Consider the following 20,001-nt stretch of genomic DNA (forward strand, 5'->3'; position numbering starts at 1 on the left):
GAAAAGAATGACAGGATTTGACACCATTCTTTCAATTTCTTAACAATTCTGAGATTCATGATTCATAAAAAAATATTTTTGATAGAATGGGTTAGTACATTGACAAGACAGGTGTGTGGATATATGAAAAAATGGTTCGTTGTGCTGATTTTATTCATCTTTTCTTCCTCTATCGTATCAGCTCAAGAAAATAATGTAAAAAAGCCTAAAAACATCATTAGTGAATCGGCTATCATTATAGATTCTAAAACAAAGAGTATATTGTACTCGAAAAATTCTTCTAAACGAATGAATCCTGCAAGTATTACAAAGATTGCTACAGCTATTTATGCGATCGAGCATGCCAACCTGAATGACGAGGTGGTAATAAGTGAGAAAGCAAGTAATACAGAAGGCTCCACCGTTTATTTGGAAGCTGGAGAAAAGGTTTCTTTGGAGCAGTTGCTTCAAGGACTGATGGTCAACTCCGGTAATGATGCAGCGGTTGCCATTGCTGAACACACTGAGGGATCTGTTCAGCAATTTGTTGAAAAATTAAACGTCTTTCTGAAAAATGAAATTGGCGTAGAGGAAACCAATTTTGAAAACCCTCATGGACTGTTTGGTAAGAATCACTATACAACGGCTTATGATATGGCAGTGATTACTAGCTATGCTTTAAAAAACAAACAATTTCAAGAGCTTTTTAGTTTGAAATCAATTGAATGGTCGACGGAGGGATGGAAGACTACTCTTTATAATCATCATAAAATGGTTAAAGGAGAACTTCCTTATGAGGAAGTGACCGGAGGGAAGAATGGGTTCATTGATGAATCCAAACATACGCTTGTGACTTCCGCTGAAAATAATAACCTTTCTCTGGTCATTGTGACAATGAAGGCTCAGTCGAAGAGAGCTACCTACTCAGATACCAGAAAACTACTTGATTATGGATTAAATGGTTTCACTAGAAGCTATATACCAAAGGGTACGGTCTTTCAATATGAGGATGCTTCTTTTGAGCTTGATCGGGATTTCCAATATACTCAGCCTACGAATGGAAATTTCACTGAGAGCCTGGATCGAAATGGAGTATTAACACTATATAACGAAGATCAGGAAAAAATGTCTTCAACAAAGCTCAGTCCTGTGATGAAATCTCCCGTAAATCATAAAAACGCAGTTGCTTCGAGTAAAAGTACAGGATTGTTTTTAGGAGATGAATTACGTCAACAAATCCTTTTTTATCCGTTTTTTATATACATGATCCTGCTTTTCATTATGGGAATTTCCATTTTCCGAATAGGAGCTGTCAAAAAATAATCCTGAAAATAATTATTGAATGATAAAAAGGGAGCTTACGGCTCCCTTTTTTCATTGACTTTCTTGTTTTTCTAAAGTCGGTTGATGATGATAAAGATTCTTACCAATCATCGTTTGTAAGATGAGAAATGCCCCTCCTACTGTCCAATACAGGGGTAAGGCAGCCGGCGCATTAAATGAAAAAATAAGGATCATAATGGGCGAAAGATAGCTCATTATCTTCATTTGGGCCTGCTGTTCTGCAGGAATATTCATTAAAGATACCTGAGCTTGGGCTAAATAAACCACCCCAGCGATAATGGCCATTATATAGTCCGGCTGTCCCAAATTAAACCATAGAAAGGAATGGCTAGCTATTTCAGATGATGACCGAATCGCATAGTATAACCCAATCAATATGGGTGTTTGGATTAACAATGGTAAACATCCCAAATTAAGAGGATTCACTCCATGTTTTTGGTAAAGCATCATCATTTCTTGCTGCAGTTTCTTCTGTTCATCTTTATCCTTCGCTTCTTTTATCTTTTTTTGCATTTCCGTCATCTCCGGCTTTATTAAAGCCATTTTCCCTTTCATATCCTGTTGATTCTTATACGTTTTAAGCATAAAAGGAAAAAGAACGAGACGTATGAAAATTGTAATGAGAATGATCGCAAGACCAAAGTTTCCATTTAGGAAGGTACCTATTTCATGGATAAGAAACGAAAATGGGTTAACAAGATAGTCGTGAAAGAACGCTCCTTCAGTTGTTGCACTTTGACACCCTGATAGAATGAATAATGCCGGTAGCATGATGAATGAAATTTTTCTCAATGATAATTCCTCCTCTGTATAAATGCTTGTTGGTTAAAAGCAAACAGAAGAGGATTCTTCGTCATTATCGGTATGATAAAATTGATATTTCATGCATGTAATGAACCTGAACCCTATAGGGATAATCTCATTAACTTCCACACATTTTACAATGTTATTCGTTCCTTCAATCCTCTTATCATAAGGTCGTACGAAAAGATGAAATGTGCCAGGGAAGTGATTCAAAATCAAAGCTATGATAAATAGAACTACTATACTAAAATGTAATGGACTTAAGTAAAATTCTAATAAGTCTTGTATAATGATAAATGTCAATGGAGAAGACTCCTTCAATTTACTGATCAAACTAAGGGTTAAAGCATAAACTCTGTTACAGTTAAAGTATACTGCTACATGGAAAAAGAAACTATGGTAATTGTATATACGAATAAGTGAACAAAAGGATTCACAAACAACTAAATTTTTATACAGGGATGTTACATATGATCAAATATCTATTAGTCGGGATCGGTGGAGCGCTGGGAAGTTTCTGCAGGTGGGGAATTAGTTATCTCTGGACAATTCAAAATGGGTTGCCGTTCGCGACTCTGACGGCGAATCTCCTGGGAAGCTTTCTATTAGCTTACTTCTATAGTCGGTGTTCTTATAAATATGAAAAAGCGTATTTACTTATTGCAACAGGATTCCTGGGCTCTTTCACAACCTTTTCGACACTTAGTATCGAATTGGTCACCTTTTTATTGCTGAAGCAATGGGGCATGCTTTTCTTGTATATGACCATAACTGCTTTTGGTGGGATGCTTTTTGCATGGTTGGGCTTTTTCTCTGGAAGGAAAGGGAGGGTGATCGGTCATGGGAATTAGCATATTGATGATCGCATTAGGGGGGAGTGTTGGGGCGATCGGACGGTTTTTAGTTGCGAACGTTGTTAAGCGGTTCAGTAGTTCGCGTTTTCCGAAAGCGACCCTGTTGGTGAATGGGCTTGGGTCATTACTATTGGGAATTCTGGTTGGAAATGGTGCTGAGGAGACTGTTATGTTTTTTTTCGGGATCGGAGTGTGTGGAGCATTTACTACCTTTTCAACCTTAAACTGGGAGGTATTGAGACTTCTACAGGAAAATATAAAAATGGGTCTATTTTATTTTTTCGCAAGTTATTTCATTGGGATCGGATCTGGAGCGGCAGGGTATGCAATGGGCATGGCATTTTAATATGATGCCATGCCCAAGATCCCCAAGGTCCTAAATTCCAACTCAGAGATCCCACTGTTCATATATTAATCAACTACTATATACGCAATCATTGGACCGTTACGTTCAATGGTCTCGTGTGTTTCGCAAATCAGTCTATACGTTCCCTCTTTTGAAAACGACACATTTACAACGGTTTCTTCCCCTTTTTTTACTGTACCTTTAACATCGGTCCCCTCGATGTAGAACGGATGTTCCATACCGTTAACACCATAAATGCGCAATTCCACAGGATTATCTTTTTCAACTACAATCGTACCTGGATCCCATCGATAGGCTTCTATTTCTTTTCCTGAAGGTGTTTCAGACTTGAATTCCCCTGTGACAAGCTGAATGACTTGTTTCTCACCCTTCTTATCTGATAATGAAACAGTAGGATAGGAGTTTTTAGAAGAAAATGCCCAAGTCGTGCCGACAGTAATGATCATAATGGTAACTAATATGGCAATGATGGAGCCTTTTTTCAAAACAATAAAATTCATATGTTTTTCCTCCCTTTTATTTTAGATTTGATCCTAATAGGTCTTTTCTAATAAACCTATGCTTGTACAGGAGGGAACTTGTCAATAATTTAGAGTAGTATAATTTAAATATTTTTCTTTCGTTCGTTTTTTTTGTACAATTTGGACATGTGAAAAAGGAGGGTGAAGCATTGAATAGTACTTGGAGAGTCATGACAACAAAAAGTGATGCAGAGCCTTGGTGGTTTTTTGAAGGCTGGGAAAAAGATATTGTTCAAGAGTGGACATTTAATAACAGGGATGAAGCAATCGAAAGGTTTCTTGAGGAAATGAGACGACTGAGAAAAAGCTATCTTAAGTCAAAAAATAAGAAGTTGCACTCTATTGCGTTTTGGGACCCAAATGAAGTGCTTTTTTGCGAAGCGTGTGACGATGATCTGCAGGTCTATTACGGCTTGATTATTTTCGAAAATGACCGACCGATGGAAATTAAGGATGAGGCCGTCATCAATGAAATCACAGAGTTAATTCCACAAAAATAAAAACAAGGTCCATCTTTATTGGATGGACCCTCAGGTTTAATCAATCACTCCTGTTCGAATGATTTTATTCTCTACCTTTACATGAAATGAAGCATCTTTGTAAAGTTTATCCCACTTTTCCCTAGATAAATCTTCGTGTCCCCTTATACTTTTATACTCCATGCCAAATCCAATCGGGTCCGTGCCTTCCCCTTGAAGCATCAAGATCATTTCTTTAATGTTTTTTTCGATATAATCCCCAATCTCATCTTCAAGTAATCTTAACGCTTTCGGATCTGACAACTTCATTTCTTCGGACATTTCAAGTAAACGTGATTCGATCTTCAATATCACTTCAAAGGATGGTGATGCTGTTTTCTCTGTTTTTATCTTATGAGAGGATTTGATACTATCAATCATAATATAAATCTTTTCTTTTTCTTGTCCAAGATGAGGACTTGTTAAGTAAGATTTGAACTTGTCTATTGGCAGTTCCACTTCGACACTGCCGGCATTGTAATCTTCCATAAGAGATCGAATAAAGAAAATCTTGTCTTTTTTAATCTCTTTAATGAATCTATCCCTTGTAAACAATGCGAACCCATCCACACCAACCTTCCCGTCTGATGCCTTTAGCAACGGCAGGATCGGGTCTTTGCCAACACTGCCGTAATCGGTGATGAATTCTTGTAGAGTTGGAGAAACAAGCATTTCCGATTCCACATTTTGCCTGACCAAATTATATAAGTACGTCCCCATGTTAGAAGGTCTTTCCGCCATTTGATAATTCAGGATTTGTTCGGCAGTCGAATCAGCAATTGTTAAGTACACCATATTCCCAATGGAAGAATCCCGCTCCAACGTATCAACCAAGTGAGAAATCCCTTTTTCCGCAAGCTCCCTTCCGTATACAGTAATCCTTAACTGACCGGAAACAAGTTTATGATCGGTTTCTAAATTCTGTGACAAACGTATTCCTTTACTCGTCTTTGACTTACTTATAAGTACCTTTTCCACATCTTGCATGGCTGGGTTAAACTGATAGAGGACCATTGTGCCCGTTATTTTCTCGTCTTCAGCCTGATCATATCCAACGGCTGTAATCAATCCCAGCTTTTCTAAATATTTTGACTCTACGCAGCTGCTTAAGAAAGTTGAACAAAGACAAAGCATAAGAAGCATGATGGTCCTGATCATACATCCACACCCTTTTCCTTCTTAGCAATGTATTTCAATTTAACCAGTATGAATAAGAAGCAGGGATAAACGAATGAAAGAATAAAACTCGACGTCCCAACCTTGTCTGTAATGGTATTCATCGTGAGACGATCCTGCACGCATAGGGATAATATCCAGAGCAGGATGGCGAAGAGGTAAATGGATTTTTTTTGAGATACATTAAACACTCTTTTCATTCCTCTTGAAGCTGCCCAGAAATAGAGACAGATATTTGGAAGGATAACCAGCATCCAGAAAGAGACGGCAATGAATTCAAATCGCTCCAAGTTCGGGATCCTCAATATCTTGAACATGGACAGGACTGGCCAGATGGTCTTTAAAAGGGCATCTTCTGAGAAAAAACCGATACTGACAACGGTCACAACCGTAAAGAGAAAGCATGAATATCCTACACCGATCAGCCCAAATTTAAGTGCTTTTTTCTTATCCTTTATGTAAGGGTACACAAATAACATTAATTCAAAGCCAATGAGAGTAAAGCTAGATTTGTAAATCCCCATCATAATCTCTTTCGGGGAAGATGTTAGGACAGGTTGTAGATGATTGAAGTCCATATATTTGATGGGGGTATAGATCATAAATACTAACCAGAAGGCAAGGATGAGTCCTAAAAAAGCAATACCGACCACGACCCGGATTCCCCCCAACACACCATAAACCATTAAAAAAATCAATAACCCCATCAAAAGCCATGTGGGCATTTTAGGGAATATCCACGCCTGGACCATCTCAATATAGTTCATTAAGATTACGTATGTGACACTGAGATAATATCCAATATACAGGGTGTTAAATCCTTTGCTAAACCATTTCCCATAAATGTCCAAGTGAATACCGTACAAATCGGTACTATCGTATGTTTCAAGCATTTTTATCATGATAAAAAGAACAATAGATACAAGAATTCCAGCTAATATTACTGAAATCCATGCGTCCCTATTTGCCTCCATGTAAATGATTCTAGGCAGCCCTGCAATCCCGACTCCGGTTTGGGCTGTGTGTAAGATAAACATAATCAAAAAGGCATTAAACATTAACCCTTCCTTTGGATTCACATTAATATTCATACATTTCATCCTTTACTCATCAACGTCTTTCTTCTCTTTTGCTTTTTTCTCAGGGATTCGTCCCTGATCTATGGGGTGATTGGAAATCGGGCGTTGGACTAAATACTGATAGGGTAAACGGAATAGACTGTATTTGAAGTCTGCAAACCTAAATGGGTATATCGGTGATAGATAAGGTCTGCCCAATGTTGTCACTTTCAGTAAATGAATGAGAATAAAACAGAAGCAAAACATGATTCCCACACCCCCGTATAACCCCGCCATGATGATGATTGGAAAGCGGATGATTCTCACGGCTGTTCCGATTGTATAGCTCGGAGCAGTGAACGAACCCAAGGCGGATATCGCGATGATAATAATCAAAATGTTACTGGTGAACCCTGCTTGCACTGACGCTTGACCGATGACGATACCACCTACGATCCCCATCGTTTGCCCAACCTTTGTAGGTAATCTTGCTCCCGCCTCTCTCAGAAGCTCGATGATGAATTCCAATAATATCGCTTCGAACACGGGAGGGAATGGAACATTAGATCTTGACTGTCCCAAAGAAACTAGAAGAGCAGAAGGGATGACCTCATAATGAAATGTCAGGACCGCCACATAAGCAGGTGTTAAAAGGATGGAGAAAAAGATGGCGACAAAACGGATTAATCTAAGGAATGTCCCCATATTCCATCTCATATAAATGTCTTCCGTCGATTCAAAGAAGTTCATAAACGTAGATGGCCCGATGATCGCTGTAGGACTGCGGTCAACAAGTAAACAGATCTTTCCATGCAGGAGTGAGATGGTGCAGCGGTCAGGCAGCTCAGTCGTGATAAATTGCGGGAAGAATGTAAATGAATTATCTTCAATCATCTGAGCGAGTACTGTGGAATCAACTATACTATCAACTTCAATTTCCGTAATGCGCTGTCTAAACGTATTTACGTTTTCTTCTTCTGCAATGTCTTTTATGTAAACCATTTGAACTTTTTTCTTGGCTCTTGATCCAATCATGAAGGTTTCAACACATAGTTTAGGATCGTTAACATTAGAACGAATTAAATTTAAGTTCTTCGTGATGGATTCTGTGAAAGAAATTTTAGGACCAAACACAAGGGATTCTGTTTCAGCTTTCTCCAAACCCCTTGTGCCTTTATCAGCAACATCCGCTAATATTCCATGGGTATCACCCTGCTTGAAAATATAAGCAGTTCCATTGACTATATTTTCTACAACGTCATTAATTTGATTCGTCTGTGTAAGTTTCGCAATATTAATCGTATCCTGGATGATTTGATAATTCAGGTCACCTGTGTATTCCTCAAGAGGCCTGATGATGCTGTCCTGCATTGATGTAGTATTGATTAAATCATCAAAATATACTACTGCAAGCTTCTGTTCTCCTATTGTAATGATTCTGAATACCAAATCTTCACTATTGCTTACCAATGAAAGTATTTCTTTATGAAATGTATCTATATCAAAGCTATGGGGGGACCCGTTTTCAATATCTCTCTTCACTTCCCTACGTCTAAACATAGAATTCAACACCCTAAACCTTAATTTATAGATTAGACTTCCCATGAATCCTTTTCTTAATCATAAGGTGGCATTTTTTCATTAATGCTCATTTCGCAAAGATTTTTGTTTTCTAATATAGAATCCGCGAGGGCTCTGTCAACCAGTTTATGCTGGATGGTGAGGGGAACTGCTTCGCTTGCAGCTAGCGTTCGGCCGAGCCTCCTTAGCTTAGCCGAACGGGGTCTCGGCACGCCCAAAATCCGCCGGAGTCTACGCAGTTCCCCTCACCATCTATAAAAAAATTTTCATGACAGAGCTTCAAGGTGTGTAAGAAAACAATGTAAATAGAAAAAAATTTTCTTACTTAAAAGGAAAATCAATCTCTACTTACCTTAAATGGGATTGTTTGCTAAAATTCTTGTTTTTATTGTTTTCCATTAAGGATACATGCTCAGAAAGTTGATTGGAGCGGAAGGATGCTCGACTCCTGCGGGAATAGCTGGACAGGTGAGACCCCGGAGGCGCAGCCGAGGAGGCTCACCGCCAGCCCCGCGGAAAGCGAGCTTCCTGGAGCGGAAATCAACTATTACTTTCTCTTCTACAATAAGCAACAAAATTTACGATAAGATCATTCATTATAGAGAATAGTGGTTGATACATACATATTCTGTAAAGGATTTGGGCAAGGTAGGAGTGGGGGTGAAGCAGATGAGCAATAAGAAAAAAGATCCATCAAAAGCTGTGCTGGGTTCTTCTCAAGTGGAAGGACAAGGTACGACGAACCAGGAATTATCAGGTGGAGTAAAGGCTCCTTCTTCCAGAAACAAAAATAAAAAATGATGAAGGATTTCTTTTTCTTCCTTCATTACATATGGTGCGTTTGTTACCTTTACTGAGGAGTTCATATATTAAATTGGAGTCAAGTATGGTATAATGGAAACAATCGCAGAAATTGTTCGATTACACTGGCTACACATAACTGACCACATACTATCTGCAGCATAAATTACCACAATCATTATTTTCCTGTTAGAAAGCATAGCAAGGAAATCCTACTTACCTTAAAGGAGGACGTTCAATGGCTTTTGGTCGTAGAAATCAAGTTGAGGAAGAAATTAAAACAGAGGAAACAAAGATTTGGGCTTGTTCCGCTGAAGATTGTAAAGGCTGGATGAGAGATAACTTCAAAAGTGAAGATACTCCTAAGTGTCCGCTTTGTAAAGAAGATATGGTGACATCTACAAAGGTATTACAAGTTGTAGACAATCCACATCCTACAATGAAATCATCCTGATGGATCGTAGAGAACCAATCTATTCTGATTGGTTCTTTTTTCTTGTCTAGGCAAAACAATCCTCATATTCATAGGTGTTTTTTCAAAAATTATTAAACTCTTCTTTTACATTTGAATAGGATGTAATGTATTTATGTATTAAAGGAGGTAGCACCATGTCTAACAAGAAAGAGAAAGAAGTTAAAAGTTCTTCAACTGAGAGTAAAGATACTGTATGGGATAGTTTTTGGAAACTGTCTAAGCCTGTTGAAGTAAATAAAGAAGAGAAAACAGTCAAGTGGTTTTAAAGTAATGATATGGCTGTACATTACGTGTATGATTACGAATGTACAGCCTTTTGTTTGAAAAATAGGAAACCCTATTGGCACGTTCCCCGTTCTGGAATACAATAAAGGAATAGTAAATTTTATTTGGAGGGGAAAATGTGATTGTAGAAGCAAAGCAAGTATTAAAGCAGTACTTTGGATACGACGAATTCAGAGATGGACAAGCGAGTATTATAGAATACATACTTGATGGAAAAAACACAGTAGGAATCATGCCGACAGGAGGAGGGAAATCGCTTTGTTACCAAATTCCTGCTCTAATGCTTGATGGAGTTACACTTGTTATATCTCCACTCATATCTTTAATGAAAGATCAGGTGGATTCGTTACTTCATCAAGGGATTCCAGCAACCTATATTAATAGTACGCTATCGAATAGTGAAGTAGAGACCAGGATGGAAGAGATTTCTCTAGGTGAATACAAACTCGTTTATATTGCTCCTGAGAGATTGGAATCATTCGGGTTTATCCGATTCCTCAATACTTTACCCATCCCCCTTGTAGCTGTTGACGAAGCCCATTGTTTATCCCAATGGGGTCATGATTTCAGACCAAGCTACTTAGGGATTTATAACGCTGTTAATCAACTACAATCAAATCCCACCATTCTTGCACTGACCGCAACTGCAACTCCACAAGTACAAGCTGATATCCTTCATCATTTACACATTCCGGATCAATATAAAGTATTAACGGGTTTTCAACGGACGAATTTGTTCTTCCAGGTTGTAAAAGGTGAAGATCGTAAACGTTGGGTAGAAAGGTATGTACAAAAGAATCATCAGCATTCCGGCATTATTTACTGTGCAACACGGAAGGAAGTTGAAAACCTTTATATTTATCTTGAGAAAAAGGGAATTTCCGTTGGGAAATATCATGGCGGGTTGTCTGATATGGTAAGGCAGGAACAACAGGAAGACTTCCTGAATGATTCCATTACCATCATGATTGCGACCAATGCATTTGGGATGGGGATAAATAAATCAAATGTACGCTTTGTGATTCATTATCAAATTCCGAAGAATATGGAGGGATATTATCAAGAGGCTGGCAGGGCAGGTCGTGATGGAGTGGACAGCGAATGTGTCTTATTGTTCTCACCTCAGGATATCCAGACACAGCGGTATATCATTGACCAGAACATCGTAAATCAGGAATTACATGATAATGAGATGCAGAAATTACGTGAAATGGTTGACTTTGTCCATACAGAAGCATGCCTGCAGAACTACATTTTAGCTTATTTTGGTGAAGATGTAGAGGTAGCATGCGGTCATTGCAGCAATTGCTTGGATGATAGGGAATCCGAGGATGTAACGAGAGAGGCACAAATGGTATTATCCTGTATGATGCGAATGAATGAAAGATTTGGAACCTCACTCATCAGCGGTGTACTGACGGGTTCAAAGAACAAAAAGATCCTGGAATGGGGGTTCGATCGGCTTTCAACATATGGATTAATGAAGGAGCAATCTCAGAAGGATGTCGGCCTTTTCATCGATTATTTGATTTCAGAGGGGGTTATACAAGTCGAGGGAGGGAGCTTTCCCATCCTAAAAGTCTCATCAAAAGGGAAAGAGGTGTTAATGGGGGAAAGAATGGTTATGAGAAAGGTCCAATCTACTGTTTCAGCCATCATCCCTAAAGAAGATGGCTTGTTCCAGATCTTGCGATCACTCCGTAAAACAATTGCAGATTCAGAAGGGGTCCCACCATTCGTTATTTTCTCGGATAAGTCTCTGCAGGATATGTGCGTGAAGATGCCGAAAACATCTGAGGAATTCCTGCAGGTTAGCGGAGTTGGTGAAAACAAGCTGAATCGGTATGGTGAAAGATTCATAAACGAAATTTCCGTTTTTTTACGTGAGAATCCTGAACATCAAGTTGAGGTTGTCAAAAAATCTTCGCGATCACGTAAAACAAGTCAATCTGACACTGCATCCCATTTAATCAGCTATGAGTTGTTCAAAGATAATAGGGACATAAAAAAAATTGCGAAAGAACGGGGTATGAGTACAGCAACAATTGAAAATCACATTATCCGTGCCTATCAGGAAGGCATCACGAACGACTGGACCATCCTCTTTACAGAAGAAGAAGAAACACTTATTGAAGATGCAGTCCAGAAAGTAGGGACGGACCTCCTAAAGCCCATCAAAGAAGAATTACCGAAAAAAATAGGCTATTTTCAAATTAAAGGATTTTTGGTTAAACACGGCCAATATGAATGACCGTATAACAAGGGAAAGAGAAAAAGCAGGCGCCATCCGGCTACCTGCTTTTTATTGTTCATAATTATGCTTTCATAGAAGCTTTTGTTTCAAGAAATTCATCATAAGTCGTTTCTTTATCAATTACACCTTCTTCGGTGATTTCGATAATGCGATTCGCAATGGTTTGAATGAACTGATGGTCATGAGAAGCGAAAATCATGGCACCTTTGAAGTTAATCAATCCATTATTCAATGCAGTAATAGATTCCAAATCCAAATGGTTTGTTGGTTCATCTAATAATAGAACATTTGATCCACTTAACATCATCTTAGATAACATACAGCGAACTTTTTCTCCGCCTGAAAGGACACTTGGCTTCTTCAATACTTCTTCCCCTGAGAAGAGCATGCGACCCAAGAATCCGCGAAGGAATGTTTCACTTTCATCTTCCGGTGAATATTGACGTAACCAGTCCACGAGGGAAGGTTCATTTCCTTCAAAGTACTTGGAGTTTTCATTCGGGAAATAAGCTTGTGTTGTCGTCACTCCCCACTTGAATGTACCACTGTCCGGCTCCATTTCACCAGCAAGGATTTTGAAAAGAGTTGTTTTGGCGATTTCGTTCGCTCCGACAAGTGCGATTTTGTCTTCTTTATTCATGATAAAGGTAACGTTGTTTAAGACTTTTACTCCATCGATCGTTTTTGTAAGTCCTTCTACACGCAGAACATCGTTTCCGATTTCACGCTCAGGCTTGAATTGTACATAAGGATAACGACGAGAGCTTGGCTTGATATCGTCCAATGAGATTTTTTCCAACGATTTTTTACGTGAAGTCGCTTGTTTCGATTTAGATGCATTTGCACTGAATCGGGCAACGAATGCTTGAAGCTCTTTGATTTTTTCTTCCTTCTTCTTATTCTGATCTTGAGCCATTTTAAGTGCTAATTGACTGGACTCATACCAGAAATCATAGTTCCCGACATAAACTTGGATCTTGCCAAAGTCAAGGTCAGCAATATGTGTACATACTTTGTTTAAGAAGTGACGGTCATGTGATACGACGATGACTGTGTTCTCAAAGTTAATTAAAAAGTCTTCTAACCACTGAATCGCTTGAATATCCAAGTGGTTGGTAGGCTCATCCAGTAAAAGAACATCCGGCTTGCCGAATAGTGCCTGTGCTAATAATACTTTTACTTTTTCTCCACCTGTTAGTTCGGACATTTGCTTCGTGTGCAGATCTTCGTTGATTCCTAAGCCCTTTAGTAGGATCGCAGCTTCTGATTCAGCTTCCCAACCGTTAAGTTCTGCGAATTCACCTTCTAATTCTGCAGCTTTCATGCCGTCTTCATCAGAAAAATCTTCCTTCATATAGATGGCATCTTTTTCCTGCATGACTTCATATAAACGGGTATGCCCCATAATGACAACTTTCAGCACTTCATATTCTTCATATTCGAAGTGATCCTGCTTTAATACAGCAAGTCGCTCGCCTGAACCCATCGATACGTGGCCGGTCTGCGCTTCGATTTCTCCTGAAAGAATCTTTAAAAATGTTGATTTACCAGCACCGTTTGCTCCGATAAGTCCGTAGCAATTCCCTGGGTTAAACTTTATATTCACGTCTTCGAATAGCTTTCTATCACCAAAACGTAAGCTTACATCTGATACTTGAATCATGTGTGATATACCTCCTAATACTCAATCTAAAAGATTATAACACGCGAGTATGCTAAAAAGATAGAGTGTTAGCCGGAACAGTGAGAAATTTACCGGCTATTTACATAAGCGGATAAAGGATTTTCTATAAATTTTGGGGATGCGGGGGTCTCTGCCGATTGAAGGGAATGAGCCGAAAATCGTGAAGATGCTAATAGATACGTTAAATTCTTCCCTAATTTAGTTCGCTATGCTAACGTTATTAAAAAAGATTGGTGATGATGGCGAATGATGAGGTTTATAAAGCGGTTAAGATTTCTATTTAATATCCGGAAATCGGTTCCGTTTATGGTTGATTTCTTTCGATCGAAAGAGGTTTCGTTTATAAAGAAGGTGTTATCGATAGGGATTGTAGTCGTTTATTTCTGGCTGCCCTTTGATTTGATTCCCGATGTTTTTGTACTATTTGGTATTATAGATGATGTTGCTGTATTTACGTTTGTGCTTCAGCTTATTGTAAAGATGGCTCCCGAGGAATTAAAGAATCGTTATGAATACAAGAAATGATACAATTACTATACAAACTGCAGAGCTTGCCCCAAATGATAAAGTCAAATTAGCAAACATAATGAGAACCGGAATCAGCCAAAAAATGGGCGGCTGCTTTCGGTTTTTTCTTTTGATTATTTCTGATGAATCCGCTACACTATAATTACATAAATTCCAATCAGAAAGGTAGGGATTAAAGTGGGGTCACCTTCACTCAATTCTATACCGAAACCTTTAGTTCAATTAAATCAGTGGTTCATCTTTTCAACTGTAGCCACTTCATGGGTGTTTCAAATAGAATTATTCTTATTGCTTCCATTAACGGTAGGGTTATCAGCCATGATATTTAAGTTCAATCCCGTCATAAAGGCAGGGAGGAGTTTTTTGAAGAATGAGCTTTCATCATATCCTCCTGAAGACGCTGATCAGCAGCGATTTAACAACATGATCGCCGTGATTTGCTTAGGAGGAGCAATCATTAGTGCTCTGGCTGGATGGAGCACAGGCTTCTACCTTTTTTCAGGAATGGTATTCCTCGCAGCTTCCATCGCCCTTGGGGGATTCTGTGTCGGTTGCTTTATCCGTTTTCAATGGAAAAGGTTCCAATATAAAAGGTCTGTACAATAGCCTATTGACAATGAATCCCATACATCGTAAACTATTCATGAAATAAATTAATGTATACAAAGGGAGTATGTTCTATGTTAGGTGTCGTTCTTAACTAACCGTGAAATGAATACGGACATTTTGCAGGCAATAGCCTTAAAAACAGGTTATTCGATAAGCTTATTTAGCTTTGCCTTCAAAGTGTAGTTAAGAACAATGGTCATAGCATACTCAACCCTTTAATAGGAGAGCTGTGTCTTTGTGCACAGCTCTTTTTGTGTACATGGATTCTGAAATCTGTGTAGTCGTTTCTAACTTCCAGTTATGAACGATTCGCGTTTTACGTAGACACATGCAATTATTATTGGTAAGTCAGTATACGAGTGAGTAAGACCACAATGGACATTGTTCGTTGTGGTCTATTTTTATATTTGGAGGAGAAAACATTGAACGAAAAGACTTTTCAAACATTAGAATTTAACAATGTGAAGGAAGAATTGACACGGTATGCCCTTACAGAAGAGGGGAAAAAGGAATTAAGGAACATATTGCCATCCATCAACAAACGCCAAATTGAAATGCGTTTAGGTGAAGTAACGGAAGCTGTAAGTATCCTGGAAAAAAGTGCAAGTATACCAATTCACGCTTTAGATGGTGTTGAAAACATTATAGTAAACCTGAATAAAGGGGTGCCTTTGAAACCAGATCAATTGACAAGCCTTTATCATTTTCTAGATGCGTGTAAAAAAATAAAAAAATTCATGGAAGATAAAAAATGGGTGGCTCCAAGGGTTTCTTCATATGTCTATTCAATTGAAGAGATCCCTGAGATTGGGGAAGAAATCAATCGATGTATACGTAATGGAAGAGTGGACGATTACGCCAGTAAAGAGTTGTTAAGGATTAGAAAACAAATGGGGATTCAAGAGGATCGGTTAAAGGATAAAATTCAAGCGATTGTAAAATCAGCTAAATATAAATCATACCTACAAGAATCGATTGTTAGTCAGAGAAGTGGCAGGTATGTTCTCCCCATCAAGAAAGAATATAAAGGAAAATTGAAAGGAGCCGTATTGGATTCATCTGCTTCAGGATCGACTCTCTATATTGAGCCTGAGGAATTAAGCATTCAGCAAGATCAGCTTTTATTTTATAAACTTGAGGAAGACCGTGAAGTAGAGAACATCCTGTGGACGCTAACTGGGCTGGTTCAAACATATGAACCACAATTAAGGCTGGCGATTGAGACGATGGTGCATTACGATGTCCTATTTGCAAAGGCGAAGTATAGCCGTTCCATTGATGGTGTGAGCGCCATGGTAAATGAAAATCATCAAATACATTTAATAAATGCGGTGCATCCCCTGCTTGGAAAACAGGCAGTACCACTATCCATTCAGATGGGTGAGGATTTTCATGCATTAGTGATAACTGGACCGAATACTGGAGGTAAGACAGTCGCCATTAAAACGGTTGGACTACTCACCGTCATGACCCAATGCGGCCTTCATATCCCCGCAGAAAAGGGCAGTGAAATCAGTATTTATCAAGATATTCTATTGGATATAGGGGATGGACAAAGCCTTCAGCAAAATTTAAGCACATTCAGCTCCCAAATAATAAACATTATCGAAATATTAAAGAATACAAATGATCAAACCTTGGTTCTGTTAGATGAGCTTGGTTCCGGTACGGATCCCCTTGAAGGAATGGGGCTTGCCACAGCCATCCTGGATCAATTATATGAAAAGGGAGCCACAATACTCGCAACTACCCATTACAGTGAAATAAAGCATTTCGCAGAAGAGCATGAAGGCTTCGTGAACGGGAGTATGGAATTCAATATTGATACATTACAACCCACGTATAAGCTCATAGTGGGTAAGGGAGGCGAGAGTCAAGCATTTGCCATTGCATTAAAGCTGGGAATGCACCCTGAGATTATTGAAAAAGCCCATGAAATTACGTATAGAGAAAAGAAATGCTATGACCTGGGAGAAATCGATTATCACACGAAGAAGGAAATGGAAAAGCAGGTTATCGTAAACAAATATCAAAAAAGGAACCATAGTAAATCAACATTGAAGGGAGAGAGAGGAGTTCAATTATTTAGTAAAGGTGATAATGTTAAGCTTTCAACAAGTGGAGAATTCGGGATTGTATATGGCGGACCAAATGATAGAGGAGATTACATGGTGCAAATTAAGGGTGAAAAAAGACTAATTAATCATAAACGTCTGGATCTTTATGTTTCAGCGAAAGAGCTATATCCCGATGATTATGATTTTGATATTATCTTTAACAGTAAAGAAAACCGGAAAAAAGAAAAGCTGATGGGAAAACGGTTTGTTGAGGGTTTAACTATAGATCATGAAGAATAAACGTAAAAAACGTCCTTTAGCATTTGCTTAAGGACGTTTTTACTATATCAAAGGGATTATAAGAAAATGATTTACGACAAGTTTGTCAGTATATAAGAAAGTATGATTCCCAATGAAGATAGAAATCCGACAATGGGCCCACCTTCTTCAAACGCCTCTGGCAGCATCGTAGAGGATACCATGGCTAATAATCCGCCTGCCCCGAACGCTCCGATTATGTAAGAAATGCTTTCCGATGCATCCTGTAAGAGTGTATACCCGAGCAGGGAGCTAAGGGATGAGAGAACGACTACGCTTCCCCAAAGAGTAAGAATCTTACCTGTACTATATTGATCAAGTTTGAAACCGATACTGCTTGATAAGGATTCAGGTAAGTTACTGATGAAAATGGCGATGATGAACACCCATTGTATTGATTGGTCTCCTATAAAGCTGACTCCAATAATGATGGATTCGGGTATTGCATCCATTATGGTTCCTACATAAATTGCTAATCCTGAGTGACCATGGGGATTCTTCTTTGACCTCTTTCTTTCACTTCCACCTTTCTTAGAAATGAAGATTTCGAAAAGAGTGAATATGAGCGCCCCTAGTAAGAACATGGATGTGAGATGGAAGAGGTTCGCTTTCCCTTCTGCCTCACTTAGTAAATCAAAGGTGGCAGAGCCTATGATCAAACCCGTTCCCAATGCCATGATATAAGCGACAATTCGTTTTGATATGTGCAAATAAATTCCCATAACAGCACCGATCAGCAGGGATAAACTGGCAATTCCTCCCCATAAAGCAGCCTGGCCCATTTCTCCACCTCCGTAACATTCTACACAATGAGTTTTCCCTAAATGTGAGTGGGATTAAACGCTAAATCAGTCCTTGAATAGTTTTAAAGTGCTGTGGGGATAGTAAGGATGAATAATATTTAGGAGGTAGTCAAATTGAAAAAATTTCTATTGATATCCCTTTTGGGGTTATTGTTCATGGGCATTGCAACAGGTTGCGGTATGGGGAATGACATGAATGAAGAAGGCCAAGAAATGAATAACAGGAATTTGGAAAAGGTGAACTACAAAAACGATCAGGCAAATCGTGATTATGTTAATAATCGTGAGTATGTCAATGACGGAACAATGAGAGAAAATTATTCACTGGCAGAAAAAGAGGCAAATAAAGTGGCCAGTCTTAATGAAGTGAAAAGCGCTTATGTTTTGACCACAGATCAAAACGCGTATGTAGCGGCGGTACTTGAAGATAAAATGAATGGGAAAGTTTCGAAAGACTTGGAGAAAAAGATTTCGGAACAAGTGAAAAGTCAAAACGGAAATATAGATAACGTTTATATTTCAACTAATCCTGATTTCACTGATCGTATGAGAGATTATGCAAACAAAGCAGAGAACGGAAAACCGATTGAGGGTCTGGGAGAAGAAATGGCAGATATGCTGAAACGCGTTTTTCCGAACAGAGGGTAAACCTAATAATAAAAGTCGAACATTGCTTCGGCTTTTTTTATTTGCCTGTATGAATTGGACAGGGAATTCAGTATACTATTTAGAGTGACGAAATAAAAGGGAGGAGTGACATTTTTGGCTCAAACAGCTGTGAAACCCCTGCAAAATCCAACTATTTACGGTATTCTATTAGCCATTAGCTCTGGTCATTTTATAAATGATACGTTACAGGCAGTTGTTCCGGCCATGTTTCCAATCATTGAGAAATCCTTGCAGCTGAGTTATACCCAAATCGGCTGGATCGCATTTGCCCTCAATATGACCTCTTCATTGTTGCAGCCAGTATTCGGTTATTATGCGGATATACGTTCGAAACCTTATTTACTTCCTTTAGGAATGCTATCAAGCTTAATTGGTTTGGTGGGATTTGCATTATCTGGCCATTTTTTATGGATCATTTTGTCGGTGTTATTCATCGGCTTCGGATCTGCCATCTTTCATCCAGAAGGTTCAAGGGTGGCATATATGGCAGCGGGAAACCGCAGAGGCCTGGCTCAATCGATTTACCAGGTAGGCGGGAATACCGGTCAGTCACTTGCCCCATTGATTACTGCATTTATATTTGTTCCATTTGGCCAAAAAGGGGCTTTGTGGTTTTCCGTTGTAGCAATCTTGGGGGTCATTGTTTTATTTCATGTATCCAATTGGTACTCTGAACAATTAAGTTCTAATGAGAAGATGAACCGACATAACAAGACAAACGTGAAGAAAAACCCGATTCATAGAAGAATTAAATGGGCAATGGTATTAGTAGTGTTTTTAGTGTTTGCCCGTTCGTGGTACGGAGCTGGTTTATCCAATTATTACCAGTTTTATTTAATTGAAGACTATGGTCTTTCAATTAAAGAAGCGCAAGCATACATTTTTGTCTTTATGTTTGCCGGAGTACTGGGAACCTTCTTGGGAGGGCCACTTTCTGACCGTTTTGGAAAAAGGAATATCATTTTCTTTTCAATGTTGGGTGCTGCCCCGTTAACCCTTGCTTTACCTTACTTATCTTTAAGTATTGTCTACCCATTTATCTTTTGCATCGGGTTTATTTTGTCTTCAAGCTTTAGTGTAATCGTTGTATATGCACAAGAGCTTTTGCCACACAAAATTGGCATGGTATCAGGACTGACCGTTGGACTTGCCTTTGGTATGGGAGCTGTAGGTGCAGTCATCTTCGGAGGACTCGCAGATCTATTCACCATTCGTTTCGTCATGATACTTTGCAGCTTTCTCCCATTACTAGGGATGTTGACCTTCTTGCTTCCTACCGATGAAAAGGTGAGGAGTTTTCATAAACTTCCATAGAA

General features: G+C 38.9%; 20 protein-coding genes. 13 read left to right on the forward strand and 7 right to left on the reverse strand.

Translation table 11 applies throughout. From position 1 onward, the window contains the following. Positions 1 to 123: 123 nt before the first annotated feature. Entirely contained in the window at positions 124 to 1,302 is a 1,179-nt protein-coding gene (locus ACQKFO_RS03675) for a D-alanyl-D-alanine carboxypeptidase family protein (protein WP_427596939.1), read from the forward strand. 51 nt (positions 1,303 to 1,353) lie between these two features. Here the strand turns inward: ACQKFO_RS03675 and yidC are convergent, their stop codons facing one another. Then, positions 1,354 to 2,094 (reverse strand): membrane protein insertase YidC, encoded by a 741-nt coding sequence (gene yidC, locus ACQKFO_RS03680; protein WP_427597784.1) that lies wholly within the window; start codon positions 2,092 to 2,094, stop codon positions 1,354 to 1,356. Between the two features lie 503 nt (positions 2,095 to 2,597). On the opposite strand from yidC, the gene ACQKFO_RS03685 reads away from it, so the two are divergent. Both ACQKFO_RS03685 and ACQKFO_RS03690 read left to right on the forward strand, forming a co-directional pair. Further along, positions 2,598 to 2,978 carry a fluoride efflux transporter FluC gene (locus ACQKFO_RS03685; RefSeq protein WP_427596940.1) on the forward strand — a complete coding sequence of 127 codons (381 nt, stop codon included), beginning with the start codon at positions 2,598 to 2,600 and terminating at the stop codon, positions 2,976 to 2,978. Then, positions 2,968 to 3,327: a fluoride efflux transporter FluC gene (locus ACQKFO_RS03690; protein ID WP_427596941.1), complete on the forward strand. Its 360-nt coding sequence runs from the start codon at positions 2,968 to 2,970 to the stop codon at positions 3,325 to 3,327. The genes ACQKFO_RS03685 and ACQKFO_RS03690 overlap by 11 nt, the downstream gene beginning before the upstream one ends. Positions 3,328 to 3,392: 65 nt before the next feature. Here ACQKFO_RS03690 and ACQKFO_RS03695 read toward each other — a convergent pair whose 3' ends face one another. Further along, complete coding sequence (locus ACQKFO_RS03695) at positions 3,393 to 3,848, reverse strand: cupredoxin domain-containing protein (RefSeq protein WP_427596942.1); 456 nt, start codon at positions 3,846 to 3,848, stop codon at positions 3,393 to 3,395. Between the two features lie 170 nt (positions 3,849 to 4,018). Here ACQKFO_RS03695 and ACQKFO_RS03700 point away from each other — a divergent pair, with 170 nt between their 5' ends. Continuing rightward, positions 4,019 to 4,369, forward strand: a complete 351-nt coding sequence (locus ACQKFO_RS03700; protein WP_427596943.1) for a DUF1033 family protein — start codon at positions 4,019 to 4,021, stop codon at positions 4,367 to 4,369. Positions 4,370 to 4,405: 36 nt separating this feature from the next. Here ACQKFO_RS03700 and ACQKFO_RS03705 read toward each other — a convergent pair whose 3' ends face one another. From ACQKFO_RS03705 to ACQKFO_RS03715, 3 genes are read right to left on the reverse strand one after another with little or no spacing between them, the layout of a single operon-like run. Then, a complete protein-coding gene (locus ACQKFO_RS03705; protein WP_427596944.1) occupies positions 4,406 to 5,545 on the reverse strand; it encodes a Ger(x)C family spore germination protein in 1,140 nt (379 codons plus the stop codon). After that, positions 5,542 to 6,654, reverse strand: a complete 1,113-nt coding sequence (locus ACQKFO_RS03710; protein WP_427596946.1) for a GerAB/ArcD/ProY family transporter — start codon at positions 6,652 to 6,654, stop codon at positions 5,542 to 5,544. Before ACQKFO_RS03710 ends, ACQKFO_RS03705 begins: the two co-directional genes overlap by 4 nt. A 12-nt stretch (positions 6,655 to 6,666) precedes the next feature. Further along, positions 6,667 to 8,181, reverse strand: coding sequence for a spore germination protein (locus ACQKFO_RS03715; protein ID WP_427596947.1), 1,515 nt, complete (start codon positions 8,179 to 8,181; stop codon positions 6,667 to 6,669). Positions 8,182 to 8,871: 690 nt separating this feature from the next. Here ACQKFO_RS03715 and ACQKFO_RS03720 point away from each other — a divergent pair. From ACQKFO_RS03720 to recQ, 4 genes are all read left to right on the forward strand, one after another. Beyond that, positions 8,872 to 9,003 (forward strand): YuzL family protein, encoded by a 132-nt coding sequence (locus tag ACQKFO_RS03720; protein ID WP_427596948.1) that lies wholly within the window; start codon positions 8,872 to 8,874, stop codon positions 9,001 to 9,003. 238 nt (positions 9,004 to 9,241) lie between these two features. Further along, positions 9,242 to 9,457, forward strand: coding sequence for a cold-inducible protein YdjO-related protein (locus ACQKFO_RS03725; protein ID WP_034758928.1), 216 nt, complete (start codon positions 9,242 to 9,244; stop codon positions 9,455 to 9,457). 155 nt (positions 9,458 to 9,612) lie between these two features. Next, on the forward strand, positions 9,613 to 9,744 hold the full coding sequence (locus ACQKFO_RS03730; protein WP_262481757.1) for a hypothetical protein: 132 nt from the start codon (positions 9,613 to 9,615) through the stop codon (positions 9,742 to 9,744). Positions 9,745 to 9,881: 137 nt separating this feature from the next. After that, on the forward strand, positions 9,882 to 12,014 hold the full coding sequence (recQ, locus tag ACQKFO_RS03735; RefSeq protein WP_427596949.1) for a DNA helicase RecQ: 2,133 nt from the start codon (positions 9,882 to 9,884) through the stop codon (positions 12,012 to 12,014). A 64-nt stretch (positions 12,015 to 12,078) separates the two neighbouring features. Here recQ and ACQKFO_RS03740 read toward each other — a convergent pair whose 3' ends face one another. Continuing rightward, the gene (locus ACQKFO_RS03740; RefSeq protein WP_427596950.1) at positions 12,079 to 13,680 is read right to left on the reverse strand and encodes an ABC-F family ATP-binding cassette domain-containing protein; all 1,602 of its coding nucleotides are present in this window, start codon (positions 13,678 to 13,680) and stop codon (positions 12,079 to 12,081) included. A gap of 267 nt (positions 13,681 to 13,947) precedes the next feature. Between ACQKFO_RS03740 and ACQKFO_RS03745 the strand changes: the two genes are divergently transcribed. The 3 genes from ACQKFO_RS03745 to ACQKFO_RS03755 all read left to right on the forward strand — a co-directional run bounded on the left by ACQKFO_RS03745 (position 13,948) and on the right by ACQKFO_RS03755 (position 17,195). Continuing rightward, positions 13,948 to 14,226, forward strand: a complete 279-nt coding sequence (locus tag ACQKFO_RS03745; RefSeq protein ID WP_427596951.1) for a YkvA family protein — start codon at positions 13,948 to 13,950, stop codon at positions 14,224 to 14,226. Positions 14,227 to 14,406: 180 nt separating this feature from the next. After that, entirely contained in the window at positions 14,407 to 14,835 is a 429-nt protein-coding gene (locus ACQKFO_RS03750; protein ID WP_427596952.1) for a DUF4395 domain-containing protein, read from the forward strand. Between the two features lie 425 nt (positions 14,836 to 15,260). After that, positions 15,261 to 17,195 (forward strand): endonuclease MutS2, encoded by a 1,935-nt coding sequence (locus ACQKFO_RS03755; protein WP_427596953.1) that lies wholly within the window; start codon positions 15,261 to 15,263, stop codon positions 17,193 to 17,195. A 71-nt stretch (positions 17,196 to 17,266) separates the two neighbouring features. Here ACQKFO_RS03755 and ACQKFO_RS03760 read toward each other — a convergent pair whose 3' ends face one another. Next, positions 17,267 to 17,995 (reverse strand): ZIP family metal transporter, encoded by a 729-nt coding sequence (locus ACQKFO_RS03760; protein WP_148968840.1) that lies wholly within the window; start codon positions 17,993 to 17,995, stop codon positions 17,267 to 17,269. A 135-nt stretch (positions 17,996 to 18,130) separates the two neighbouring features. Between ACQKFO_RS03760 and ACQKFO_RS03765 the strand changes: the two genes are divergently transcribed. Together ACQKFO_RS03765 and ACQKFO_RS03770 are read left to right on the forward strand one after the other, a co-directional pair. Then, positions 18,131 to 18,664, forward strand: a complete 534-nt coding sequence (locus ACQKFO_RS03765) for a YhcN/YlaJ family sporulation lipoprotein (RefSeq protein WP_427596954.1) — start codon at positions 18,131 to 18,133, stop codon at positions 18,662 to 18,664. Positions 18,665 to 18,778: 114 nt separating this feature from the next. Beyond that, the gene (locus ACQKFO_RS03770; RefSeq protein WP_427596955.1) at positions 18,779 to 19,999 is read left to right on the forward strand and encodes an MFS transporter; all 1,221 of its coding nucleotides are present in this window, start codon (positions 18,779 to 18,781) and stop codon (positions 19,997 to 19,999) included. The last annotated feature ends 2 nt before the right edge of the window (positions 20,000 to 20,001 follow it).

It is taken from the genome of Rossellomorea sp. NPDC071047 (assembly GCF_050270195.1).
GTDB lineage: Bacteria > Bacillota > Bacilli > Bacillales > Bacillaceae_B > Rossellomorea.